Annotated in this window: 24 protein-coding genes and 1 pseudogene; 12 read left to right on the forward strand and 13 right to left on the reverse strand. The window is 64.3% G+C overall.

From position 1 onward, the window contains the following. Positions 1-84: 84 nt before the first annotated feature. Together OC450_RS10580 and OC450_RS10585 are read right to left on the reverse strand one after the other, a co-directional pair. A complete protein-coding gene (locus tag OC450_RS10580; protein ID WP_211381256.1) occupies positions 85-255 on the reverse strand; it encodes a hypothetical protein in 171 nt (56 codons plus the stop codon). 31 nt (positions 256-286) lie between these two features. Next, positions 287-517 (reverse strand): DUF2199 domain-containing protein, encoded by a 231-nt coding sequence (locus tag OC450_RS10585; RefSeq protein WP_262047832.1) that lies wholly within the window; start codon positions 515-517, stop codon positions 287-289. 137 nt (positions 518-654) lie between these two features. Between OC450_RS10585 and OC450_RS10590 the strand changes: the two genes are divergently transcribed. After that, on the forward strand, positions 655-1245 hold the full coding sequence (locus OC450_RS10590) for a hypothetical protein (RefSeq protein WP_262047833.1): 591 nt from the start codon (positions 655-657) through the stop codon (positions 1243-1245). A 173-nt stretch (positions 1246-1418) separates the two neighbouring features. Here the strand turns inward: OC450_RS10590 and OC450_RS10595 are convergent, their stop codons facing one another. From OC450_RS10595 to OC450_RS10620, 6 genes are all read right to left on the reverse strand, one after another. Next, positions 1419-2507, reverse strand: a complete 1089-nt coding sequence (locus OC450_RS10595; protein WP_256807294.1) for a TRAP transporter substrate-binding protein — start codon at positions 2505-2507, stop codon at positions 1419-1421. A 178-nt stretch (positions 2508-2685) separates the two neighbouring features. Then, positions 2686-3999: an NAD(P)H-dependent oxidoreductase gene (locus tag OC450_RS10600; RefSeq protein WP_262047834.1), complete on the reverse strand. Its 1314-nt coding sequence runs from the start codon at positions 3997-3999 to the stop codon at positions 2686-2688. A 91-nt stretch (positions 4000-4090) separates the two neighbouring features. Beyond that, the gene (locus OC450_RS10605) at positions 4091-4891 is read right to left on the reverse strand and encodes a phytanoyl-CoA dioxygenase family protein (RefSeq protein ID WP_211381261.1); all 801 of its coding nucleotides are present in this window, start codon (positions 4889-4891) and stop codon (positions 4091-4093) included. Between the two features lie 85 nt (positions 4892-4976). Further along, positions 4977-5654 carry a GntR family transcriptional regulator gene (locus tag OC450_RS10610; RefSeq protein ID WP_211381262.1) on the reverse strand — a complete coding sequence of 226 codons (678 nt, stop codon included), beginning with the start codon at positions 5652-5654 and terminating at the stop codon, positions 4977-4979. Positions 5655-5847: 193 nt separating this feature from the next. After that, on the reverse strand, positions 5848-6660 hold the full coding sequence (locus tag OC450_RS10615; protein ID WP_262047835.1) for an alpha/beta fold hydrolase: 813 nt from the start codon (positions 6658-6660) through the stop codon (positions 5848-5850). 2 nt (positions 6661-6662) lie between these two features. Continuing rightward, positions 6663-7481, reverse strand: a complete 819-nt coding sequence (locus OC450_RS10620; RefSeq protein WP_262047836.1) for an alpha/beta fold hydrolase — start codon at positions 7479-7481, stop codon at positions 6663-6665. A 138-nt stretch (positions 7482-7619) separates the two neighbouring features. Between OC450_RS10620 and OC450_RS10625 the strand changes: the two are divergent. Beyond that, positions 7620-8163, forward strand: a pseudogene (locus OC450_RS10625) (methylated-DNA--[protein]-cysteine S-methyltransferase). Positions 8164-8172: 9 nt separating this feature from the next. On the opposite strand, the gene OC450_RS10630 reads toward OC450_RS10625, so the two are convergent. The 3 genes from OC450_RS10630 to OC450_RS10640 all read right to left on the reverse strand — a co-directional run bounded on the left by OC450_RS10630 (position 8173) and on the right by OC450_RS10640 (position 11259). Further along, on the reverse strand, positions 8173-9717 hold the full coding sequence (locus OC450_RS10630; RefSeq protein WP_211381266.1) for an acyl-CoA synthetase: 1545 nt from the start codon (positions 9715-9717) through the stop codon (positions 8173-8175). A 113-nt stretch (positions 9718-9830) separates the two neighbouring features. Next, on the reverse strand, positions 9831-11003 hold the full coding sequence (locus OC450_RS10635) for an acetyl-CoA C-acetyltransferase (RefSeq protein ID WP_256807290.1): 1173 nt from the start codon (positions 11001-11003) through the stop codon (positions 9831-9833). Positions 11004-11085: 82 nt separating this feature from the next. Then, entirely contained in the window at positions 11086-11259 is a 174-nt protein-coding gene (locus OC450_RS10640; protein ID WP_249128790.1) for a hypothetical protein, read from the reverse strand. Here OC450_RS10640 and OC450_RS10645 point away from each other — a divergent pair. The 8 genes from OC450_RS10645 (at position 11240) to OC450_RS10680 (ending at position 20050) form a co-directional block, all read left to right on the forward strand. Beyond that, entirely contained in the window at positions 11240-11818 is a 579-nt protein-coding gene (locus tag OC450_RS10645) for a TetR family transcriptional regulator (protein WP_249128791.1), read from the forward strand. The genes OC450_RS10640 and OC450_RS10645 overlap by 20 nt on opposite strands. 54 nt (positions 11819-11872) lie before the next feature. Further along, a complete protein-coding gene (locus OC450_RS10650) occupies positions 11873-12631 on the forward strand; it encodes an SDR family NAD(P)-dependent oxidoreductase (protein ID WP_211381269.1) in 759 nt (252 codons plus the stop codon). A gap of 185 nt (positions 12632-12816) precedes the next feature. Further along, positions 12817-13623 (forward strand): enoyl-CoA hydratase/isomerase family protein, encoded by an 807-nt coding sequence (locus OC450_RS10655; protein WP_211381270.1) that lies wholly within the window; start codon positions 12817-12819, stop codon positions 13621-13623. Positions 13624-13667: 44 nt separating this feature from the next. Then, entirely contained in the window at positions 13668-15539 is a 1872-nt protein-coding gene (locus tag OC450_RS10660; protein ID WP_262047837.1) for an AMP-binding protein, read from the forward strand. Between the two features lie 27 nt (positions 15540-15566). Then, the gene (locus OC450_RS10665; RefSeq protein ID WP_262047838.1) at positions 15567-16694 is read left to right on the forward strand and encodes an acyl-CoA dehydrogenase family protein; all 1128 of its coding nucleotides are present in this window, start codon (positions 15567-15569) and stop codon (positions 16692-16694) included. A 15-nt stretch (positions 16695-16709) separates the two neighbouring features. Beyond that, on the forward strand, positions 16710-17957 hold the full coding sequence (locus tag OC450_RS10670; RefSeq protein WP_262047839.1) for an acyl-CoA dehydrogenase: 1248 nt from the start codon (positions 16710-16712) through the stop codon (positions 17955-17957). Positions 17958-17966: 9 nt separating this feature from the next. Beyond that, a complete protein-coding gene (locus tag OC450_RS10675; protein ID WP_262047840.1) occupies positions 17967-19211 on the forward strand; it encodes an acyl-CoA dehydrogenase in 1245 nt (414 codons plus the stop codon). 140 nt (positions 19212-19351) lie between these two features. Further along, positions 19352-20050 carry a nitroreductase gene (locus tag OC450_RS10680; RefSeq protein WP_211381275.1) on the forward strand — a complete coding sequence of 233 codons (699 nt, stop codon included), beginning with the start codon at positions 19352-19354 and terminating at the stop codon, positions 20048-20050. A 110-nt stretch (positions 20051-20160) separates the two neighbouring features. Here OC450_RS10680 and OC450_RS10685 read toward each other — a convergent pair whose 3' ends face one another. Continuing rightward, positions 20161-20709, reverse strand: coding sequence for a sigma-70 family RNA polymerase sigma factor (locus tag OC450_RS10685; RefSeq protein ID WP_018316216.1), 549 nt, complete (start codon positions 20707-20709; stop codon positions 20161-20163). After that, positions 20709-20942, reverse strand: coding sequence for a NepR family anti-sigma factor (locus tag OC450_RS10690; RefSeq protein ID WP_211381276.1), 234 nt, complete (start codon positions 20940-20942; stop codon positions 20709-20711). The genes OC450_RS10685 and OC450_RS10690 overlap by 1 nt, the downstream gene beginning before the upstream one ends. Positions 20943-21161: 219 nt before the next feature. On the opposite strand from OC450_RS10690, the gene OC450_RS10695 reads away from it, so the two are divergent. Continuing rightward, positions 21162-21968, forward strand: a complete 807-nt coding sequence (locus OC450_RS10695) for a response regulator (protein ID WP_211381277.1) — start codon at positions 21162-21164, stop codon at positions 21966-21968. A gap of 144 nt (positions 21969-22112) precedes the next feature. Then, positions 22113-22712, forward strand: coding sequence for a nuclear transport factor 2 family protein (locus tag OC450_RS10700; protein ID WP_262047841.1), 600 nt, complete (start codon positions 22113-22115; stop codon positions 22710-22712). The last annotated feature ends 61 nt before the right edge of the window (positions 22713-22773 follow it).

Raw genomic sequence — 22773 nt, forward strand, 5'->3', positions numbered from 1 at the left:
ATGTTCGAATACGAAAACGCCGCTTCGGGAAACCGAGGCGGCGTTTTCGTTTGTGCGCATGACACGCGCGCAGGGCTATGGCGCTCAGGCGCGGCCCTGTCCGTGCACATAATAGGCGTAGATCTCCGCAACCCGATCGACCGACATCCGGTTTCGCTGCTCGACGGCGAGCGGACGATCGGTCGACTCGAGTTCAATCGAGGGCTTGCTCAGCGACACCCAGACTCCCAGGACGAGCAGCTTCGGTCTCGCCATGGACCGGAATCCCCAGGCAGCCGTGCGCGAACTAATGCGCGTCATCGACGATGCAGGTGTCCGCGTCCAGTGCGCAGCGGCTGTCACGCTCGCCGGCGGGGATGGAATAGAAATAGATCGGCGCGTCGGCCGAAAAGCCGGGCATCCCCTCGTGCCACTCTTGGCAGCAGGCGCACTTGAAGCGGAACATGGTCTCACCGAGGTTTCGTGTCGGCGACAGGATATCAAAAAACTTGTCCGATTGACTGAGCAGAGCTGCCACCTTGCTCCCACCGACTTGTGATCATTCAGCCATGATCTCCGGTTAGCTGGGCCTCGCCGAGTTCATGCGTAGTTCATTTCAAAATCCCTAGCTTTCCAGCGCCGAAATCGACCATCCCCCTTCACGAGGAGACTTCCATGCCAGCATTGCTTCGTCCCGCCCTCACCGTGCTCGGCGTCGCGTGCCTTCTGTCCGCAGCATCGCTCGCCTCCTCCGGCACCGCTTTCGCGCAGGCCAAGCAGCAGACCGCGCCGGCCCCGCAGGCCGCGCCCGCGCAGGCGCCTGCGCTGAAGCAGATCGCGCTGACTGACAAGCAGCTCGACGGAGTGCTCGCCGCGCAGAAGGACATGGACGCGATCACCGAGAAGCTTCCGGAGAACACCGCGCCCGACCAGAAGGTGATCGGCCAGCTCGACGGCGTCGCCAGGAAGAACGGATTTGCCGGCTACGACGACTACAATAACGTCCTCGACAACATCAGCCTGGTGCTCGGCGGGTTCGATCCCGCGACCAAGAAATATGTCGGCGGCGAAGCCGTGATCAAGTCGCAGATCGCGCAGGTCCAGGCCGACAAGAAGATGCCGGCCAAGGACAAGAAGGAAGCCCTCGACGAGCTCAACGAGGCGCTGAAGACGCCCGCGCCCCAGGTCGAGAACAAGGCCAACATCGATCTCGTCGGCAAATATTACGACAAGCTGGTCGCGGTGCTCGGCGACGATCAGAACTGAGACGTAACTCTCGTGTCCCGGACGCGCTGCAACGCGCAAGCGTTGCTGCGCTGCGTCCGGGGCACGAGAGCACGACTCGTTTCGCTCCCGTAGTCGCAAACATCGCCGCAAAAAAGCCCCGGAGACATCTCCGGGGCTTTCGTCGTTTCCGAGGTCACGTGTCGCTCAGCGGCTCACGTTCGTGTCCGCATCCGCATCATGAAACTATCGAAGCTCAGCTCGGCGACCTGCATCCAGGCCAGCGATTCGCTGCGGAAAGCCGTCAGGCTCGCATACATCTTGCCGAAATGCGGATTCGACTTGGCGAGATCGGCATAGATCTCGCTGGCCGCGCCGTAGCAGCTTTCGAGCACTTCCTGCGGGAACGGCTTCAGAATCGCGCCGGCCACCAGCAGACGCTTCAGCGCCGGCGGATTGACGAAGTCGTATTTGCCGGTCACCCAGGTGAAGGTATCGCGCGAAGCGGCATCGACCGCGGCCTGGTAGTGCTTCGGCAGCGCGTTCCACTTCTCGAGATTGATGATGTTGTGACCCTGGCCGGTGCCTTCCCACCAACCGGGATAGTAATAGTACTTCGCAACCTTCACAAAGCCGAGCTTCTCGTCGTCGTAAGGCCCGACCCATTCTGCGGCATCGAGCGTGCCTTTCTCCAGTGCGGGATAAATATCGCCCGCGGCAATCTGCTGCGGGACGCCGCCGACCTTGGCGATGATCGTGCCGGCAAAGCCGCCAACCCGGAACTTCAGTCCCTTGAGATCGTCGATCGACTTGATCTCCTTCCGGAACCAGCCGCCCATCTGGGCTCCGGTCGAGCCCGTCGGAATGCCGATGGTGTTGTACTCCTTCAGGAGATCGTTGATCAGGTCCTGGCCGCCGCCCCACTGGAGCCACGAGATGTGCTGACGCGTGTTCAATCCGAACGGCAGCGCCGTACCGAACGTGAAAGCGGGGTTCTTGCCCCAATAATAGTACAGCGCAGTGTTGCCCATCTCGACCGTGCCGTTCGCGACGGCATCGAGCACCTGCAGCCCTGGCACGATCTCGCCAGCGGCGAATGGCTGGATCTGGAAACGATTGTCGGTGATCTCGGCGACGCGCCTGGCGAAGTACTCGCATCCTCCGTAGAGCGTATCCAGGGCCTTCGGCCAGCTCGCGGTGTATCGCCATTTGATCTCGGGCATCGACTGCGCGATCGCCGGCGTAGCGACGGCACTCGCGGCCAGGCCCAATCCGCCTGCCGTCAGGAATTTACGACGTTCCATGCGTCTCCCCTCCTGTGATGTCGAGTCCTCGACGAGGGATCGCGATCTTGTCGCCGCTTCGGTGTTCGCCGTAGATCGACGTTTTGTGATGTCCGAAATTGAATCCCGGATCGCGGTCAGGATGACGAAAGGGTCTCCTTAAATCAAGCGCACTTTGGTCGTGCTCTGGGGCAATCCGTCAATGCTGCGCCGCGAACGCCGCTTCCATCGCCTTGCGCGTCCTGATCGTCTCATCGCCTGCGTCGAACTCGACGTCGCTCCATCGCACGATCTCGCCATGGGCGACGTCGTGCTTCAGCTTGAGGCGATGCGCCAGTCCGATCGGCAGGACGCCGGCCTTGAGGCTCGTAGCCGCCGGCACCAGCTTGCCCCACACCGTGTAGCCGCCTTCTCCGTCCAGCATCTCGCCGGCGCGTAGGTTGCGTTTTGCCACGGAAGCGACGTCGCCGCGGAAGCCATGGGGCTGCCCGGTCGGCTCTCCCCGCAGAGCGGCCGACAGAACCGAAATATTCAGCTCGAGCCCGATCAGATGGTAGGGCTTGTACATCGCAGCGTACCGTCCGCTCGCGTCGGTCTTGAGGCCGTATTGCCTTAAGCAGTCGGCGGCATAGTCGTTCGGCGCCTCCAGCACGACGTAAACGCCCCAGCGCAGGTCGCGAAACACCGGCCGGCCGTCGCGCTCGAGCGAGGAGACCACTTCCACGACGCCGGGTCGCTCCAGCACGCCGCCCTTGCTGCGCGGCCGCATGATGTGCGGCAGATCGTCGACGCCGCAGGGCGGAAACAGCAGGCCCTCCGAAGGCACGTCGAGCCCGCAGGCGTTGGCAATTGCGGCCATCTCGATCGCTGATTTGGTGCCGTCGAGGAAGGAGTTGAACATCTGCGGATTCATGCCTGCCGACTGCGCTTCGCCCGCGGTCAAGCCGTAATGCTGCCAGACGCCATGCGGCGTCACGTCGTGATAGGCCGGCAGGTATTTCGTGCCCTTGCCGGCGGCGACCACACGAAAGCCGGTGGCGCGGGCCCAGTCGACCATTTCCGCCGTCAGCGCCGGCTGGTCGCCATAGGCGAGCGAATAGACCACGCCGGCCTTGCGCGCTTCCTCGGCGAGCAGCGGGCCCGCCAGCACGTCGGCCTCGACATTGACCATCACGATATGCTTGCCGGCTGCGATCGCGGCGCGCGCATGCCTGACGCCGACGGCGGGATTGCCGGTCGCCTCCACCACCACATCCATCGCCCCGCCGGCAATGGCGCGTGCGCCGTCATCGGTGAAGACGGTCGCGGCAATGCGTGCCGCGTCCCATCCCACTGTGCGGCAGGCCTCGCGTGCGCGCTCGCGGTCGATGTCGACGATGATGGGCACCTCCAGCCCAGGCGTGTGCGGCACCTGCGCCAGGAACATCGAGCCAAACTTGCCGGCCCCGATCAGCGCGACGCGGACAGGCTTGCCGGTGGCGGCGCGGGCCTGGAGGAGCCGGAAGAGGTTCATGGGGGATTTATCCGATATTTTCAGCTGATACGGCTTGCGCTTGGTTCACCTCTCCCAATGGGAGAGGTGGATGGCGCTCATGGCGGCGACTTTACTCCGCCGCTTGTCGCGGCGCACGCGCGAGCCGCACCAGCGCGTCGTCGTCCACCGTCTTGATCGGCGCAAAATCGCGGTGTGCGATGTACTCCGGCCGCGTCGGTGTGCGGATGTAGTTCGAGACCGCATTCAGCGTCAGGTATACGATCTTGCGCGGGTAGGGCGTGATGTTGCCGCTGGAGCCATGCACGAGATTGCCGTGGAACATCAGCATGCCGCCGGGCTTACCGGTCGGCGCGACGATGCCGCCTTGCTTGACGAGACGCGTCACGGTCTCCTCGTCCAGCGTCCACAGCGGATAGGAGGTGGTCGAGAGGTCATGCGAGGCCTTGAGGTCGCCGGCGTGCTGACTTTGCGGCACCAGCATCAGGGGACCGTTGATCGGCATCACCTCGTCGAGGAAGATCGCGATGTTCATCGCGCGCGGCTCCGGCATGCCGTCGTCGCGCTTCCAGGTGCCGTAATCCTGGTGCCACTGCCAGACATCGCCGGTGAAGGCCGATTTCGCGTTGATCTTGAACTGGTGCATGTAGACCGGCTCGCCGAACAGCTGCTCGACCGGGTCGATCATGCGCGGATGCGCACCGAGGATGCGGAAAGCCTCGTTATAGAGGTGCGCGGCAAACGCGGTGCGCGGCGCGCCGCTCTTCTCGCGCCAGACCTCCGGCCGGTTGGCGTCGTAGATGCCGACCGCCTCGCGCGCGAGCAAGTCCACTTCCTCCTGGCTGAACAATTCGGGCAGGAACAGCCAGCCCTCGCGATGGAAGAACTCCAATTGCTCCTGGGACAGTTTCATGGGTCGTCCTCCTGCTTTGATTTTTGTTATCGCTCGTCATGGCCGGGCTTGACCCGGCCATCCACGTCTTTGGCGGTGGTGGTCGCTACGCCGCCACCTCGTCCGTCGCCCTCAATCTCTCCTCGGTCATCCGTCCCGCCGTCTGCGCATGGGCGAGCGCCGCACGTTCGGCCGCCGCCGAATCGCCAGCGAGAATATGTCCGGCGATATCGGCATGCTCGGCCCAGGCGCTACCGCGATAATCGAGCTCCGACAACACCGTCGCCATCGAGCGGCGCATATGCGGCCATTGCGGCGCGATCGTCTCCTCGATCACGGGATTGCCGGCGAGCTGATAGATCGCGCGATGAAAATCGACGTCGAGCGCAATGAGCTCGGCGAGCGCAGTGTTGCGATCGATCCCGCGTCCGGCGGCGAGCGCCGCCTCCAGCCGCGCGCGTCCCGCCGCGTCGGTGCCGGCGCGCTCCGCGGCGAGCCGCGCCGCCAGCGCATCGATGGCGCCGCGCACCTCATAGAGCTGGCGGATGCGCGCGGGGTCGAGCTGGGTGACTTCGAAACCGCGCCGGCCGCTCTCGGCGACCAGTCCCTGCCGGTGCAACAGGTGCAGCGCATGCGACACCGGCTGGCGCGACACCCCGAGCTTGTCCGCCAACTCGTTCTGCCGGATACGCTGGCCAGGCTGCAGCGTGCGGTCCGAGATCGCCTCCAGGATTCGCGCATAGACCTGGTCGATCAGGTTCGGAAGCGGGTCGAGAGGGATCACGCCAGCGGCTCCGAAAACGCAATGAGAATACGGAATTCCGTATTCGAATCTATAACGCGCCGGCGATGGCGTCAATGAGGACCGGCGCCGTGTCGAAGGTCCTTTTGGCGATCCCCTAAGTCATTGATATTGTTATCGCCGTGTACTGTGCATGGGGTTGTTTTGCCGGACCATGGCCAAGACCCGATCCCGCCTACTCCGCCAGAAACCTCGTTACCACCTCGCCGAACTCCAGCGGCGCCTGCTCGAACATCCAGTGGCCGACATTGGGGATCACCGCCGTCTTGCTGCCCGTGATGTGCGCGGCCAGCACGCGCCACATCACCGACAGGCTTCCCGTCGTCGCGCCGCCGCCGATCAGCAGCGTCGGCGTCCTGATCGCCTGCGCGTCCGCGAGCGTGTAGGGCCGCCGCTGCTCGTTGATCTGGCCGAGAAAGGTGATGGCGTTGTCGCGCAGTTGCTGCTTGGCCGCTGCCGGCACGCGCCGCCACGAGCCGTCGCCCTCGATGCCTTCATAAAAGTTCTGCAGCGCGCCCTCGATGTCGCCGGCGCGGATCATCTCGACGGAACGTGCGGTCTTCGCGGCCAGCGGCGGGTGCGCGGGCGTGCCTTCCGGCGTCGGCAGGCTGGCATCGAGATCGCCGCCCGGCTCGGCCAGCACCAGTTTTCGCAGCAGATCAGGCCGCGCCTGGGCGACCCGAAACGCGATGTGCCCACCGCGCGAATGGCCCATCAGATCGACCGGCGCTGGCCTGACCTGCTCGATGAAGCCGATCACGTCGGCGACGTGCTGGGCCATCTTGTAGTCGTCGCCGGCGGCGTCCCAGTGCTCGGGAAAGAAGTGCCGCAGGCTCACCGAGATGACGCGATGAGATTTCGACAGCGGGCCGAGCACGGAATACCAGGTGCGGAAATCCCCGAGCGTGCCGTGCACGCAGACCAGCGGCGGACCTTCTCCGACTTCGAGATAGGCCATGTCGTAATCGTTGACGCGAATGCTCTGCATGTTCAGCCCGCCAGAAAGTCCAGAACCACTTCGGAATATTTTTGCGGCGCCTGCTCGAACATTGGATGCGTCGCGTTCGGGATCACCGCCGTCTTGGAGTAGGGCACATGCGCGGCCAGCGCATGCAGCACCTTCGGCAGCAGGCCCTTGGTCCGCGCGCCCAGGATGAACAGCGTCGGCATTTTGATCGACTCCGCATCCGCCCTCGAGAATGGCGGGCGATTGTCGCGGACCTGGCCGATCAGCGTAAAGGCGTTGTCGCGAAGGTTCTGCTTCACCAGGGCCGGCAGCCGCGGCCAGGTGCCGGCGCCTTCCAGTGTGTCGACGAAGACGGCGAGGCCGCCATCGACATCGCCGGCCGCGATCTTCTCCGCCGAGGCCGTGAACCGCGCCAGCAGCGGCGAGGGGCCGCCGGCATAATCCGGATCGAGGCTCGCATCGAGCTCGCCGCCGGGCTCGGCCAGGATCAGCCTGCGTAGTAGATCCGGCCGGCGTTGCGCGACTCGGAAGCAGATGTGCCCGCCGCGGGAATGGCCCATCAGGTCGACCGGGCCGAGGTCGAGCGTCTCGATGAAGGCGATGACGTCGTCGACATGCTGGGCGATCGAATAGGTGTTTCCTACACCGTCCCACCGATCGGGAAAGAAGTGCCTGAGGCTGACGGCGATCACCCGGTGCCGCTGCGTCAGCGGTCCGAGCACGCAGCCCCAGACGCGGAAGTCGTTGAGCGAGCCGTGCACGCAGACCAGCGGCGGCCCGCCTTTGTCCTGGCCCACGTCGAGATAGGGCATGTCGTAACCGTTGACGTGGAGGCTTTGCATTCTGGGCTCGCGCGAAGGAACAGGAACTCCTGTGCAAGATTCCCGGAAACCGGGTGGATCGCAACTATTTCCAAGCCTAGATTTAGCTTGAGATCACACTGGGGGCCTGCGACGAGGAAGCAAGCCAGGAACCAAGCCATGACCGACCAGCATTTTGCCCTGTTCGACACCAGGATCGGCCTCTGTGCCGTCGCCTGGGGTCCGCGCGGCATCAATGGCACGCAACTGCCGATGGGCGGCGAGCAGAAGATCCGCACCCGCATCAGCCAGCGCCATGCTGACGCCACCGAAGCCGAGCCGACCGCCGAAGTGCAGCAGGCGATCGACCGGATCTCAAATTTGCTCGCGGGGCGAGCCTGACGACCTCACCGACATCCCGCTCGATCTCGATGGCGTTCCCGACTTCAACCGCGGCGTCTACGAGATCGCCCGCGCCATCCCGCCCGGCAGGACCATCACCTATGGCGACATCGCCAAGCAGCTCGGCGGCGTTCAGCTATCGCGCGATGTCGGCCAGGCGCTCGGCCGCAACCCTTGCCCGATCGTCGTGCCCTGCCATCGCGTGCTGGCCGCCGGCAACAAGCCCGGCGGCTTCTCCGCGAATGGCGGCGTGGTGACGAAGCTGAAGATGCTGGAGATCGAAGGCGCGCTGGTGAACCACACGCCGAGCTTGTTTGATTGAGGCTGAGCGCTAAATCCTCGCCGCCGCCTTCGGCCAATATCTGTCGCGCAAATGCCGCTTCACCAGCTTGCCGGTGGGCGTGCGCGGCAGCTCGGCTTCGAAATCGATCGAGCGCGGGCACTTGATCGCGGACAGGCGGCTCTTGCAGTACGCGATCAGGTCGGCTTCGAGCTCCTTGCCGGCGCGACTCATGTCGTGTGGCTGCACCACCGCCTTCACCTCCTCGCCCATCTCCTCGTTCGGCACGCCGAACACGGCGACGTCGGCGATCTCGGGGTGGGTGATCAGCACGTCCTCGGTCTCCTGCGGATAGATGTTCACCCCTCCGGAGATGATCATGTAGGACTTGCGATCGGTGAGAAACAGGAAGCCGTCCTTGTCGAGATAGCCGACGTCGCCCAGCGTCGACCAGCCTTTGGCGTTGTAGGCCTTTTTCGTCTTCTCGGGATCATTGTGATAGGTGAACGCGGGCGCGTCGGCGAAATAGACCGTTCCGATCTCGCCGGTCGGCTGTTCCTCGTCGTTCTCGTCCAGGATCTTGATCTTGCCGACCACGGCGCGGCCGACGCTGCCGCGATGCTCCAGCCATTGCTGCGAGTTGCAGACGGTGACGCCGTTGCCTTCCGAACCGGCATAATACTCGATCAGGATCGGTCCCCACCATTCGATCATCTTTGCCTTGACGTCGACGGGGCAGGGGGCTGCGGCGTGGATCGCGCCCTTGAGCGTCGAGACGTCGTATTTCGTGCGGACGTCGTCCGGCAGCTTCAGCATGCGCACGAACATGGTCGGCACCAGCTGAGACTGCGTGACCTTGTATTTTTCGACCAGCTTCAAGAACTCTTCGGCGTCGAAATGCTCCATGATGATGGAGGTGCCGCCGAGCACGATCGCCATCATGTTGAAGCGCAGTGGAGCGGCGTGATAGAGCGGCGCCGGAGACAGATAGGTGCTCTCGGCGTTCATGCCGCACATGTCGGCGCAGAGGACGCGCAGAAACGCGTTCGGCACGTCGATCTTGTTGCCCTCGAACGCCTTCTTAATGCCCTTGGGCCGGCCGGTCGTTCCCGACGAATACAGCATGTCGTAACCGGCGACCTCGTCGGCGATCGGCGTCACCGGCTGCGCTGCCGCTTCCTTGTCGTAGGAGCGGAATCCCGGCAGCGGTTCGTCCATCATGTAGAAGATCGGCTCGCCCGGTGTGCCCTTGATCAGGGCCTTGATCTGGTCGGCGCATTTCGGCGTGGTAATCACGACCTTGGCGCCGCAGTCGGCGATGATGTAGTCGATCTCGTCCTGCTTCAGATAACGGCTGATCGCGGTGTAATAGAGCCCGCTGCGTTGTGCCGCCCAGCAGATCTCCATGAAGGCGAGGCGGTTCTCCATCAGCAGCGCGATGTGGTCGCCGGCCTTCAGGCCGAGCGACCGGAACAGGTTTGCGCCCTGGTTCGAGAGCTCGTCCAGCTCGCGATAGCTGATCGCCTTGCCGGTCCCGGCCATCCGGTAGGCGATCTTGTCGGGCGTGGTGCGGGCGTGGATGGAGGGGTGGGTCATGGCGTTTCCTCAAACCGCGAATGGCGAGCAGCGAATGGCGAATAGGGAAGGGCAAACCGCTCTTCGCCTACTCACCATTCGCTGCTCGCCATTCACTACTCGCTTTTGTTTTGTTACAGCCGCTCGACGATCGTGACGTTGGCCATGCCGCCGCCTTCGCACATGGTCTGCAGGCCGTAGCGCTTGCCGCGCTGGTGCAGCGCGTGCACCAGCGTCGTCATCAGCTTGGTGCCGGAGCCGCCGAGCGGATGGCCGAGCGCGATGGCGCCGCCATTGACGTTGAGGCGCGCCGGATCGGCGCCGGTGGTCTTCAGCCACCCGGTGGGCACCGAGGCGAAGGCCTCGTTGACCTCGAACAGGTCAATGTCGTCGATCGTCATGCCGGCCTTCTCCAGCGCACGCTTGGTGGCGTGCAGCGGTGCATCCAGCATGATCACGGGATCGCCGCCCATCATCGTCATGTGGTGGATGCGCGCCAGCGGCTTGACGCCGAGCTGCTTCAAGCCGCGCTCGTTCACGACCATCACGCCGGAGGCGCCGTCGCAGATCTGGCTGGCACTCGCCGCGGTGAGCTTGCCGTTCTCTGCGATCAGCTTGACGCCCTTGATGCCGTCGAGCGTGGCGTCGAAGCGGATGCCTTCGTCGATGTGGTGGGTGTCCTTGGAACCGTCGGCGCGGGTGATCTCCAGCGGCACGATCTCCTTCTTGAAGTGGCCGGCTTGGGTCGCCGCGATCGCGCGCTGGTGGCTGTTGTAGGAGTACTCGTCGAGCTCATCCTTCGACAGGCCATACTTCTCGGCCATCATCTCTGCGCCGGTAAACTGGCTGAACACGATGTTCGGATATTTGTGCTCGATGCCCGGGCTCTTGTAATTGCCAAAGCCGTTCTTGGCCGGAAGCTGCGAGGAAAGACCCATCGGCACGCGCGTCATCGATTCCACGCCGGCAGCGATCACCACGTCCATCGCGCCGGACATCACGGCCTGCGCCGCGAAGTGCAGTGCCTGCTGCGAGGAGCCGCATTGGCGGTCGATCGAGGTGCCAGGCACGCTCTCCGGCAATTTCGAGGCCATGATCGCGTTGCGCGCGACGTTGTTGGATTGCTCGCCGACCTGCATCACGCAGCCCATGATCACGTCCTCGACCAGGGCGGGATCGACCCTGGTGCGATCGACCAGCTCGTCCAGCACTTTTGCGGCGAGATCGGCCGGATGCCAGCCGGCGAGGCGGCCCCCCTTGCGCCCGCCGGCGGTACGCGCAGCGGCGACGATATAAGCCTCGGCCATTTCGGTCTCTCCCTGGATTGTTCTGTATCGCTGTGGACTGTCGGGGCGGATTTAAGGGTCGAGTTATCGTTTAGTCAATCGATCAATTAACTCTTGTGATGAGACGCTGCTTCGGCTTATCTGCGGCCGCCCATGCGGTGAGAACAGGGATATCCGTGACTACCAGCGTACCGAACAGGCTTCCCAGCGGAAAGAATTCCACGGCAGAGAAATTGCTTGTGGCCGCGAGCGAACTGATGATCGAACGCTCATCCATCGAGATATCGCTCTCCGACATCGCCCAGAAGTCCGGCGCCAACGCCGCGCTCGTCAAATACCATTTCGGCAACAAGGACGGCCTGCTGCTGGCGCTGCTTGCGCGCGATGCCGCGACCGAGATGTCCAATCTGGAATATCTGCTGGCGCAGCCGATCAATTCGACCGCGAAGCTGAAGCTGCATATCGCCGGCATCATCCGCGCGTATCACCGGTTTCCCTACATGAACCGGCTGATCCACTATCTGCTGCATGAGACCAACGCCGGCTCCGCCGACGAGGTCTCGAAGTTCTTTGTCGCGCCGCTGCTCGACTTTCATCGCCGCCTGCTCGCCGAAGGCGTCAGCCGCGGCGAGTTCCGCGCCACCGATCCGGTGCTGTTCTACACCAGCCTGATCGGAGCCTGCGATCATCTGTTCTTCGGCCGGCACGCGATGTCTCGCGCGACCGGCGTCGGCCCGGTCACCGACGACGTCTGCCGGCAATACATCAAGCACATGGAAACGCTGATCTGCGGCGGCATCCTCGCGCAAGCCGAGGAAGCCGTCGCGGCCGGATGATCCGGCCAACGCTCCAAAGTCCAGAGAAGAAACGCCCAAGGAAAGGTACAAGCGATGCAGTTGAAAGACGTAGCCGTTCTCATCACGGGCGGCGGTTCGGGCCTCGGTGAAGCGACCGCCCGCGCCATGGCGGCCAAGGGCGCCAAGATCGGCGTGATCGACCAGAACAAGGACAACGCCGAGAAGGTCGCCGCCGAGGTGAAGGGCGTCGCGCTTCATGCCGACGTCACCGACGAGGACGGCATCAAGGCCGCGATCGCCAAGGCGGAAGCTGCGCATGGCGTGGCGCGCGTGCTGATGAACTGCGCCGGCATCGGCGGCTCGCAACGCATCGTCGGCAAGGACGGCGTCTATCCGCTGGCCAAGTTCGCGCGCATCATCAACGTCAACCTGATCGGCACCTTCAACTGCCTGCGATTGTTCGCCGAGCGCCTCGTCACGATCGAGCCGATCGGTGAAGAGCGCGGCGTCATCATCAATACGGCCTCGGTCGCCGCTTACGAGGGCCAGATCGGCCAGATCGCCTATTCTGCGTCGAAGGGCGGCGTCGTCGGCCTCACGCTTCCAGCCGCGCGTGACCTCGCCAGCCAGAAGATCCGCGTCAACACCATTGCGCCGGGCCTGTTCCTGACGCCGCTGCTGATGGGCCTCAACGAAGAGGCCCGCAAGAGCCTCGGGGCCCAGGTGCCGCATCCCGCGCGCCTCGGCGACGCCAAAGAATATGGCTCGCTCGCCGTGCATATCGTCGAGAACCCGATGCTCAACGGCGAAACCATCCGTCTCGATGGCGCAATTCGGATGGCGCCAAGGTAACCTCGCTGTTTTTCCCTTCTCTCCTTGTGGGAGAAGGTGGCGCGGAGCGCCGGATGAGGGGTATGCATCCGCGGAGACAGGCCCCTCACCCAAGCGAGTATGTGGCTAGCGATGTACATGCCCTCTCCCACAAGGGGAGAGGGCGCAATAACCGCCACTTCAAGCGCGGATGCAGGAGCGCTCTCATGTCCCAACCGCTGCTGATCGAGCACAACGACGGCATCGACACCGTGACGCTCAATCGCCCGGAGAGTTTGAATGCGCTCGATCCTGCGTTGATCGACGCGCTCAACGTCTATTTCCAGGGCCTCCTGCGCAACCGCGACACGCGCGTCGTGGTGCTCAGGGGCGCCGGCAGGAACTTTTGCGCAGGCCTCGACCTCAAGGCGGCGATGGCGCGCCGTGCCGGGCAGCAGGAGCCGCCCGGCGTCACGGAGTCGCTGGACTCGCAGCGTCGCATTGCCGACATCGTGATGTTGATGCGGCGCTGTCCGCAGCCGATCCTTGCGCTGGTGCAGGGCGCAGCGGCCGGCGGCGGTTTTGCGCTTGCGCTTGCGTCCGACATCCGCATCGCGACGCGATCGGCGCGGATGAACTGCGCCTTCATCAAGCTCGGCCTCGGCGGCTGCGACATCGGCACCAGCTATTTCCTGCCCCGCCTCGTCGGCGTCTCCGTGGCATCGGAACTGATCCTCACGGGACGCTTCATCGGTGCCGAGCGCGCGCTGGCCGTTGGGCTCGTGTCGGAGGTCGTCGACGAGGACAAGCTCGATGATGCGGCCGAATCCTACATCGATGCGATGATGACGGCCTCGCCTGTCGGCCTGCGGCTGTCAAAAGAATGTCTCAACATGAGCGTCGATGCGGGGGCGCTGGAAGCCGTTATCGCGATGGAGGACCGCAACCAGGTCCTCTGCAGCCGCTCCGAGGAATTTTCGGAAGGCATCAGGGCCTTCCTTGAGAAGCGAAAGCCTGTCTATATCAAGCGCTGAAACGAGAACGATCCGCAAAGGACGATAATTCCGGGAGACGCAAAATGAGTGGAAGCGCGGCGGCGGTGATGACGAGGCCCGCCTTTCGCAAGGTCGAGTGGCTCGCGCGCGACATCGACGTGGAGCGCCGCGCCGATGGCACGGTGGTGCTGAAGTCGCGCATTCCGCTGCAGTCTTACGAGACGCATCTTCCGGCCTCGCTGGCGAAATGGGCGAAGGAAGCGCCCGAACGCATCTGGCTCGCGCAGCGCGGCGGTCCGAACCGCGAATGGCGAAAGGTCTCCTATGGCGAAGCCAAGCGCACCGTCGATGCGCTGACGCAGGCGCTGCTCGATCTCAGGCTCGACGGCCGCCCGGTCACGATCCTCTCCGGCAATTCGATCGAGCATGCGCTAATGACGCAGGCCGCCATGCAGGCGCGTTCGCCGGCCGCGCCGGTGTCGCCAGCCTACTCCTTGATGAGTCACGATCACGTCAAGCTGAAATATTTGTTCGACCTGATCAAGCCGGCCGTCGTGATGGTGCAGGACGGCCCGACCTTCGAGAAAGCGCTGAAGGCGCTCGATCTCACCGGCGTCACGGTGGTTCATGTCCTGCGTCCCTGCGACGGCGTCAAGAGCGTCAGCTTTGCCGAACTCGCGGCAACCCCCGTGACCTCCGAGGTCGAAGCGTCGATCACGAAGATCACGCCGCAGACCGTCGGCAAGCTGCTCTTCACCTCCGGTTCGACCGGCATGCCAAAAGCCGTCATCAACACGCAGGAGATGATGTGCGCCAATGCGGCCATGATGATGCAGGTGCGGCCGCGCACGCCGGGCGGTCCGCTGTCGACCATGCTGGACTGGATGCCGTGGAATCACACCATGGGCGGCAACGCCGCATTCCACCCCGTTCTGGTCGACGGCGGTACGCTCTATATCGACGACGGCAGGCCGATGCCAGGCCAGTTCGAGGAGACGCTGCGCAATTTGCGCGAGATCTCGCCGACCTATTACGCCAACGTGCCCGCCGGCTATGCCGCGCTCGCTTCAGCGATGGAGAAGGACGACGCGCTGTGTCGCTCCTTCTTCAAGAATCTCTCGATCATGGCCTATGGCGGCGCGCGGTTGCCGGACGATCTCTACGACCGCATGCAGGCCCTCGCGGTGAAGACCACCGGCGAACGCATCGTGTTCTACACCGGCTGGGGCTCCACCGAGACCGCGCCGACCTCGACCGGCACCTATTGGGATACCGAGCGCGTCGGCCTGATCGGCCTGCCGTTCCCCGGCGTCGAACTGAAGATGGTGCCGTGCGGCTCGAAATACGAGCTGCGCCTGCGCGGCGTCAACGTCACGCCCGGCTATTTCGGCCAGCCTGATCTCACCAGGAAGATGTTCGACGAGGAAGGATTTTACTGCATCGGCGACGCCGGCATCTTCGTCGACGATGCCGATCCGGTGAAGGGCATCATCTTTGCCGGCCGCGTCGTCGAGGACTTCAAGCTCACCACCGGCACGTTCGTGCATGTCGGCTCGCTCCGCACCGACGCGATCGCGGCGGCGACGCCCGTCGTGCATGACGCGCTGGTCGCCGGGCAGGATCGCGCTTTCATCGGGCTGCTGGCCTGGCCGAACTTGCACGCCTGCCGCCAGCTCGTCGGCGATGCCGATCTCGGCTTCGAGGCTGCGGTGAAGCATCCGGAGGTGATCGCCTGCTTCAAGCGCGGGCTGGAAGCGCACAACCGGCAATGCGAAGGCGCCAGCAGCCGCATCATCGCGCGTGCCATGCTGATGGCCGAGCCGCCCTCGATCGACGGCAACGAGCTCACCGACAAGGGCTACATCAATCAGCGCGCCGGCCTCGAACGCCGCATTGGATTGGTCGAGCGGCTCTATGCCGACGAACCGGATCAAGACGTCATCATTCTCAAGTAATCGACATCATCAACACGGGTACGCGCCATGAACTTCGATTTCTCCGACGACCAGAAGCAGCTCCGCGACCAGGCGCGCAAATTCCTCACCGAGAAGTGCTCGCCCAAGGCGGTGCGAATCGTGCTCGACGGCAAGGCGCCCTATGACAAGAAGCTATGGAAGGGGCTCGCCGAGATGGGCTTTCTCGGCGTTGCGATTCCCGAGGATTTCGGCGGCGCGGGCGCGGGTCATCTCGAGCTGTGTGTGATCGCGGAAGAGATGGGCCGGGCGAATGCGCCGGTGCCGTTCTCCTCGACCGTTTATCTCGCCGCCGAAGCGCTGCTGATCGCCGGCAGCGACGCACAGAAGAAGAAGTGGTTGCCCGCAATCGCTTCGGGCGAAGCAATCGGCACGCTGGCGTTGTTCGAGGGCAAGGGCAATCCGTCGCCGAAGAACGTCAAGCTCACCGCTGCGAACGGCGTGCTCAACGGCGTCAAGAGGCCGGTTGCGGACGGTGCGGTCGCGGACTTCGCAGTCGTTGCCGCCCGCACCGGCACGAGCGGTCGCGACAGCGATATCTCGCTGTTTTTGGTCGATCTCAAGGCGGGCGGCGTCGAGGTCAAGAGTCTCACCAATCTCGATCCGACTCGTGGGCAGGCCGAGATCGCTTTCAAAGACTGCATGGCCGAGCCGCTCGGTGCTGCCGGCGAAGGCTGGAGCATTCTGACGCAGGTGCTCGATCGCGCCGCGGTGCTGTGTGCGTTCGAGCAGGTCGGCGGCTCGGACCGCGCGCTGGAGATGGGCCGCGACTACGCGCTCGACCGCATCGCCTTCGGCCGCCAGATCGGCTCGTTCCAGGCAGTGAAGCACATGCTCGCCGACATGTACGTGTCGGCGACGCTGGCGCGCTCGAACAGCTATTACGGGGCGTGGGCGCTCTCGACCAACGCGGCCGAATTGCCGGAAGCGGCTGCCGCCGCGCGCATCAGCGCGACGCAGGCATTCCAGCACTGCGCCAAGAACAACATCCAGGTTCACGGCGGCATGGGATTCACCTGGGAGTTCGATTGCCACATGTATTATCGCCGCGCCAACGCCATGGCGCTCGGCCTCGGCAGCCTCACCTATTGGGAAGACCAGCTGATCGACCGCATGCGCAAGAAGAACGCGGCGTAAGCGAAGGACGACGTCATGAACTTCGACGATACTCCGCAAGAGGCCGAATTTCGCGCCGCCGCCCGCGCCTGGATCGCGGCGAACGCGCCAAAGCAGTACGAGGACGAGCTGCGCAAATCATCGCTCGGCCGCACCCAGCTCAAGAACGCCAACATTCTCGAAGTCGCCAAGGCGTGGCAGAAGAAGAAGGCCGATGCCGGTTGGGCCTGCCTGCACTGGCCCAAGGACTATGGCGGCCGCGGCGCCTCGCCGATCGAGCGCGTGATATGGCAGCAGGAAGAGGGGCCGTTCGGAAAACTCTCCGGAATGTTCATCATCGGCCACGGCATGTGCGGGCCGACCGTGATGGCGTTCGCGCGCGAGGAGCATAAGCGCACCTATCTGCCGCCGCTCGCCTCCGGCGAAAAGGTCTGGTGCCAGCTGTTCTCCGAACCGGCGGGTGGTTCCGACGTCGCGGGCCTGCGCACGCGCGCGGAGAAGGATGGCGACGAATGGGTCGTCAACGGCCAGAAGATCTGGACGTCGGGCGCGCATTATTCCGACTATGGTATCCTCCTGACCCGCACCGATCCCACCGTGCCCAAGCACAAGGGCCTCACCATGTTCTTCCTGGACATGAAGAGCCCGGGTGTCGAGGTGCGGCCGATCAAGCAGGCGAGCGGCGCGTCCGACTTCAACGAGGTCTATTTCACCAACGTCCGCATCCCCGACCACCAGCGCCTCGGCGAGGTCGGTGACGGCTGGAACGTCTCGCTGACCACGCTGATGAACGAGCGCATGTCGATCGGCGCGGGCGTCTCGACCGGCTTCCCCGAGTTGTTCGAGTATTGCACGAGCCTGATGCTCGACGACGGCCCGGCGATCGAGGATCGCGCGGTGCGCTCGAAGCTCGCCAGCTGGGCGGTGAAGGCGAGCGGCCTGCGCTACACCAGCATGCGCGCGATCTCGGCGCTGTCGAAGGGGGCGCGGCCGGGTCCGGAAAACTCCATCGGCAAGCTGGTCGCGGGCTCGATGATCCAGGACGTTGCGACCTATGCGCTGGATCTGCAGGGCGCGAGCGGCGTCGTCAGCGGTCCGGAGGATGCCGAAGTCGCCGGCCGTTTCCAGGCCATGCTGCTGCGCGCGCCCGGCACGCGCGTCGAAGGCGGCACCGACGAGATCATGCGCAACATCATCGCCGAGCGGGTCTTGGGTCTGCCCGGCGACATCCGTGTCGACAAGGACGTGCCGTTCAACAAGATCCCGACGAAGGGAAGAGGTTAGAGGTCCGCCATGAATTTCGACGACACCCCGCAGGAAGCCGCATTCCGCGAAACCGCACGCAAATGGATCGCCGCCAATGCGCCGAAAGAGCTCGAGGCCGAGCTGTCAAAATCATCGCTCGGCCGCATCCGGCTCGCCAAGCACGACATCGTCGATGTCGGCAAAGCCTGGCAGAAGAAGAAGGCCGAAGGCGGCTGGGCCTGCCTGCACTGGCCGAAGGAGTATGGCGGCCGAGGCGCCACCCCGATCGAGCGCGTGATCTGGCAGCAGGAGGAGGGCGTCTACGGCAAGCTGACGCAGCCGTTCCAGATCGGCGAGGGCATGTGCGGTCCGACCGTGATGGCGTTCGGCAGCGAGGACGCCAAGCGCCGCTATCTGCCGAAGCTCGCCGCGGGCGAGGAGATATGGTGTCAGCTGTTCTCCGAGCCGTCCGCCGGCTCCGACGTCGCCGGCTTGCGTACGCGCGCGGAGAAGAAGGGCGACCAGTGGGTCGTCAACGGCCAGAAGATATGGACCTCGGGTGCGCACTATTCCGACTACGGCCTTTTGATCGCGCGCACCGATCCGAACGTGCCCAAGCACAAGGGCCTCACCATGTTCTTCCTGGACATGAAGAGCCCCGGCGTCGAGGTCCGTCCGATCAAGCAGGCCAACGGCATGCAGGAGTTCAACGAGGTCTATTTCACCGATGTCGTGATCCCCGACAGCCAGCGCCTCGGCGCGGTCGGCGAGGGTTGGAGCGTGTCGCTGACCACGCTGATGAACGAGCGCATGTCGATCGGCTCGCGGCTTGCGACCGGCGTCCCCGAGATGTTCGAGTTCTGCTCGAATCTGATGATGGAGGACGGGCTCGCGATCGATGATCCCGCGGTGCGTTCCAAGCTTGCGAGCTGGGCGGTTAAGTCGAGCGGGCTGAAATACACCAGCTACCGCGCGATCTCGGCGCTGTCGAAGGGCGATCGGCCGGGCCCGGAGAACTCGATCGGCAAGCTGGTGTCGGGCATGATGCTCCAGGACATCGCGAGTTACGCCATGGATCTCCAGGGCGCGGCGGGCGTTCTCACCGGCGCGGACGAGGAGACGGTGCAGGGCCAGTTCCAGCAGATGCTGCTGTCGTCGCCCTCGATGCGCATCGCCGGCGGCACCGACGAGATCCTGCGCAATATCATCGCCGAGCGCGTGCTGGGCCTGCCGGGCGATATCCGTGTCGACAAGGACGTGCCGTACAACAAGATCCCGACCAAGGGACGGTGATGTGGCCTCTCGCTGTATCTCGTATGGTGGGCAAAGCGAAGCGTGCCCACCCTATGCAGATGCGCCGGGGTAAGTCTGTCGGTGGGCACGGCGCGATGCGCCTTTGCCCAGCCTACGAAGAGAAGAGCGCGAGCTGATCCATGGACGCTAAGGTAAAACAGAACGACCGCATCGGCGTGCTCGAGGAGCTCCTCAACGAGCGCTACTCGGTGCGGGCCTTCCTGGCCAAAGAGGTCGATCGCGCCACCATCGAGCACGTGCTCAGGACCGCGCAGCGGACGGCGTCCTGGTGCAACAGCCAGCCCTGGCAGGTCGTCATCGCCAGCGGTGAGGCCAAGGAGCGCTTCCGCAAGCTGATCTACAAGGAAGCTTCGGGCGGGCTCGGCGACGACTACGACTTCACGCCGCCGCGCGAATATGTCGGCGCCTATCTCGAACGCCGGCGCGAGAGCGGGTTCCAGCTCTACAATACGCTCGGCATCGCGCGTGGCGACAAAATGGCCTACGCCCGGCAGGCGCTGGAGAATTACAATTTCTTCGGCGCACCGCATGTCGCCGTCATTCACACCAACGAGCCGCTCGGCATCTACGGTGCGATCGATTGCGGTGCCTATGTCAGCAATTTCATGCTGGCCGCGCAGGCGCTCGGGCTCGGCACGATCCCGCAGGCGGCGCTCGCGCGCCACTCCGGCCTGATCCGCCGCCACTTCAATCTGCCTGACGACCGCCGCGTGGTCTGCGGCATCTCGTTCGGCTATGCCGATGACGCCCACAAGGTCAACAGCTACCGCACCTCGCGGGCAAGCGTGGCCGAGACCGTAACTTTCGTGGAAGAGTGATCGCGTGGAGTAGTGATCGCGGGCAAGCCCTGCGATCAGATTTTCAGACGCGGAAAGGCGGCCGCGGAAGCGGCCGCCTTCATTCCGTCTCGGTCCGATGACGCCGGTCGTCAGCCGCCGCTGCCGCCGATCACGGCCCGCACGGTCTCGTCAGGCCCAAAATCCTCGGCGCCGTCGACATAGAGCAGCGCGGCGAGCTTGGAGCGGGCGCGGTTGACCCGGCTCTTGATCGTGCCGACGGCGCAGCCGCAGATCGAAGCCGCGTCCTCGTAGGAAAAGCCCGAGGCGCCGACCAGGATCAAGGCTTCGCGCTGATCCTGCGGAAGCTTGTCGAGCGCCGTGCGGAATTCCTCGAATTCGAGATGCGCATTCTGCGAGGGCTGCGTCTTCAGCGTCTTGGCGTAGTTGCCTTCGGCATCCTCCACCTCGCGCCGCCGCTTGCGATAGTCGGAGCGGAACAGGTTGCGCAGGATCGTGAACAGCCACGCCGGCAGATTGGAGCCGGGCTGGAACGAGTCGATGTTGGCAAGCGCGCGCAACAGCGTCTCCTGCACCAGATCGTCGGCGCGATCGGCGTTGCCGCTGAGCGAGATGGCGAACGCGCGCAGACTGGGCACGGCCGCCAGGATGTCGTTACGCAGGGAGTCCGTGAGAGGCATTAATCCCTCCCATTGTTGTTGTCGTTGGAGCCCCCATTGGCTTGATCTTGGGGAGTACCTCCCGGCGCATCAAGCTTCTTGATCAACTCGGCGAACCGGTCCGGAACCCCCTGCCGCACCACGTCGTCGTACATGGCACGCAGTTGATGCCCAATCCGGGATTGTATCTCCGGAGTGAGCCCTCCTTTACCGGGGGTCGTGCTTTTGCTGGCTTGAGACTTGAGATCTTTCATGACCTGTTCCACGTTTCCCCGAGTTAAGTGACTGTAAAATCGAGAAGTTTCCTCAACCGGGAGCCGTTCCCTGGATAGGCTCAATGCGAGCTGCGAGAAAAAGTTCCGCCTGATGCGGAACTTTTCTGAAGCTGAGGCGTCATCAGCCCAGCAGGGGAACCCGGGCCCCCCGCGTATTGCCTTTACCTTGAGGTTGGCCCGAAGATGAATGGAGTGGGGATGTCCCGTTCACAGCTTGTTGCTGAACACTTGCCGTTGTTGCGCCGGTACGCGCGCGCCCTGACGGGCAGCCAGGCCTCCGGTGACGCCTATGTCGCAGCCATGTTGGAAGCCATGCTGGGAGATCCGTCCGTGCTCGACGAGAGCCACGGGCCGCGCGTTGGGCTGTTCCGGCTGTTTACCCAGATCTGGAATTCCGTCTCCGTCAACGACGATGCAGAGGTGACGACCCTGCCGATGCCGCCCGAGCGGCGGCTGTCGAACATCACGCCGCTGCCGCGGCAGGCTTTCCTGCTGCTCTCGCTCGAGGGATTTTCGGAAGAGGAGGTCGGCTACATTCTCGGGACCGACGTCGCCGAGACGCGGCGGCTTGCCGATGCCGCAGGCCGGGAGATGGCCGCCGAGATCGCCACCGACGTGCTGATCATCGAGGACGAGACCTTCATCGCCATGGACCTCGAGAGCCTGGTGAAGAATCTGGGCCACAACGTCGTCGGCGTCGCGCGCACCCACGCCGATGCGGTGGCGCTGGCCAAGAACAAGCGGCCCGGCCTGATCCTCGCGGACATCCAGCTCGCCGACGGCTCGTCGGGCCTCGACGCCGTCAACGAGCTGCTCCGCACCTTCGAGGTGCCGGTCGTGTTCATCACCGCATATCCGGAGCGCTTCCTTACCGGCGAGCGCCCCGAGCCGGCGTTCCTGATCTCGAAACCGTTCCAGCCCGCAATGGTGTCGGCGGTGGCGAGCCAGGCGCTGTTCTTCCAGCGCAACTCGCGCAACCGCGCGCCGAAGGTCCCCGCGGCCTGAGCTGGCGCGGCCCGCCATTCGGCGATGACGATTTGATCCGGCGTGCTGCAGGGCACGCCGGATTTTTCGTGCCTGCTTGAGCCGCTTGACGGGCGTTGCGTTCGCCGCCCATACCTCGTGCATTCCCCAATCGGAGCCGCACCAATGGACCAGCAACTCCTCGACCGCCTCGCCATCCGCGACCTCGTCGAGAACTGGGCGGTGTGGCGCGACGCCGGCGACTGGGAGCGCTTTGCCACGGTCTGGCATGAAGAGGGCTGGATGTCTGCCACCTGGTTTCAGGGACCGGCCCGGGAATTCATGCGCGTCAGCCAGGAGGGCTTTGCCAAGGGCGTACGCATCCTGCATTTCCTCGGGGGCACCAGCATCGATCTCGCCGGCGAGCGGGCCATCGCCCAGACCAAAATGACGATCTCGCAGCGCGCGGGCGTGCATGACGTGCCTTGCGACGTCGTCTGCACCGGACGCTTCTACGATTTCCTGGAGAAACGGCAGGGAAAATGGGGTATCGTCCGCCGCCAGCCGATCTACGAGAAGGACCGGATCGACCCGGTCGATCCCGCCGCCACGCTTCAGCTCGACCAGAAAGCGCTCGCCGCGCTGCCCGAAGGCTACCGCCATCTCGCCTACATGCAGGAGCTGATCGGCTACAAGGTCAAGCGCGACATGCCGGGCCTCACCGGGGCGGAGGTCGAGAAGCTCTATGGCGAGGGGCGGGAATGGCTGGCGGGGAAAGCCAAATAGCCCGAAGCAAAAGTGACCCCCAGACAAAAGTAAGGCGCGACTGGCATCACCACAGTCGCGC

Origin of the sequence: Bradyrhizobium sp. Bra78 (assembly GCF_024519855.1) — a bacterium.
GTDB classification, from domain to species: Bacteria; Pseudomonadota; Alphaproteobacteria; order Rhizobiales; family Xanthobacteraceae; genus Bradyrhizobium; species Bradyrhizobium japonicum_G.

Excerpts from the sequence above, each read along its gene's own strand:
- OC450_RS10580 (WP_211381256.1), bottom strand. The coding sequence starts at position 255 with ATGGCGAGACCGAAGCTGCTCGTCCTGGGAGTCTGGGTGTCGCTGAGC.
- OC450_RS10590 (WP_262047833.1), top strand. The coding sequence starts at position 655 with ATGCCAGCATTGCTTCGTCCCGCCCTCACCGTGCTCGGCGTCGCGTGC.
- OC450_RS10595 (WP_256807294.1), bottom strand. The coding sequence starts at position 2,507 with ATGGAACGTCGTAAATTCCTGACGGCAGGCGGATTGGGCCTGGCCGCG.
- OC450_RS10600 (WP_262047834.1), bottom strand. The coding sequence starts at position 3,999 with ATGAACCTCTTCCGGCTCCTCCAGGCCCGCGCCGCCACCGGCAAGCCT.
- OC450_RS10605 (WP_211381261.1), bottom strand. The coding sequence starts at position 4,891 with ATGAAACTGTCCCAGGAGCAATTGGAGTTCTTCCATCGCGAGGGCTGG.
- OC450_RS10615 (WP_262047835.1), bottom strand. The coding sequence starts at position 6,660 with ATGCAGAGCATTCGCGTCAACGATTACGACATGGCCTATCTCGAAGTC.
- OC450_RS10620 (WP_262047836.1), bottom strand. The coding sequence starts at position 7,481 with ATGCAAAGCCTCCACGTCAACGGTTACGACATGCCCTATCTCGACGTG.
- OC450_RS10630 (WP_211381266.1), bottom strand. The coding sequence starts at position 9,717 with ATGACCCACCCCTCCATCCACGCCCGCACCACGCCCGACAAGATCGCC.
- OC450_RS10635 (WP_256807290.1), bottom strand. The coding sequence starts at position 11,003 with ATGGCCGAGGCTTATATCGTCGCCGCTGCGCGTACCGCCGGCGGGCGC.
- OC450_RS10645 (WP_249128791.1), top strand. The coding sequence starts at position 11,240 with ATGATCGAACGCTCATCCATCGAGATATCGCTCTCCGACATCGCCCAG.
- OC450_RS10640 (WP_249128790.1), bottom strand. The coding sequence starts at position 11,259 with ATGGATGAGCGTTCGATCATCAGTTCGCTCGCGGCCACAAGCAATTTC.
- OC450_RS10650 (WP_211381269.1), top strand. The coding sequence starts at position 11,873 with ATGCAGTTGAAAGACGTAGCCGTTCTCATCACGGGCGGCGGTTCGGGC.
- OC450_RS10655 (WP_211381270.1), top strand. The coding sequence starts at position 12,817 with ATGTCCCAACCGCTGCTGATCGAGCACAACGACGGCATCGACACCGTG.
- OC450_RS10660 (WP_262047837.1), top strand. The coding sequence starts at position 13,668 with ATGAGTGGAAGCGCGGCGGCGGTGATGACGAGGCCCGCCTTTCGCAAG.
- OC450_RS10665 (WP_262047838.1), top strand. The coding sequence starts at position 15,567 with ATGAACTTCGATTTCTCCGACGACCAGAAGCAGCTCCGCGACCAGGCG.
- OC450_RS10670 (WP_262047839.1), top strand. The coding sequence starts at position 16,710 with ATGAACTTCGACGATACTCCGCAAGAGGCCGAATTTCGCGCCGCCGCC.
- OC450_RS10675 (WP_262047840.1), top strand. The coding sequence starts at position 17,967 with ATGAATTTCGACGACACCCCGCAGGAAGCCGCATTCCGCGAAACCGCA.
- OC450_RS10680 (WP_211381275.1), top strand. The coding sequence starts at position 19,352 with ATGGACGCTAAGGTAAAACAGAACGACCGCATCGGCGTGCTCGAGGAG.
- OC450_RS10685 (WP_018316216.1), bottom strand. The coding sequence starts at position 20,709 with ATGCCTCTCACGGACTCCCTGCGTAACGACATCCTGGCGGCCGTGCCC.
- OC450_RS10690 (WP_211381276.1), bottom strand. The coding sequence starts at position 20,942 with ATGAAAGATCTCAAGTCTCAAGCCAGCAAAAGCACGACCCCCGGTAAA.
- OC450_RS10695 (WP_211381277.1), top strand. The coding sequence starts at position 21,162 with ATGTCCCGTTCACAGCTTGTTGCTGAACACTTGCCGTTGTTGCGCCGG.
- OC450_RS10700 (WP_262047841.1), top strand. The coding sequence starts at position 22,113 with ATGGACCAGCAACTCCTCGACCGCCTCGCCATCCGCGACCTCGTCGAG.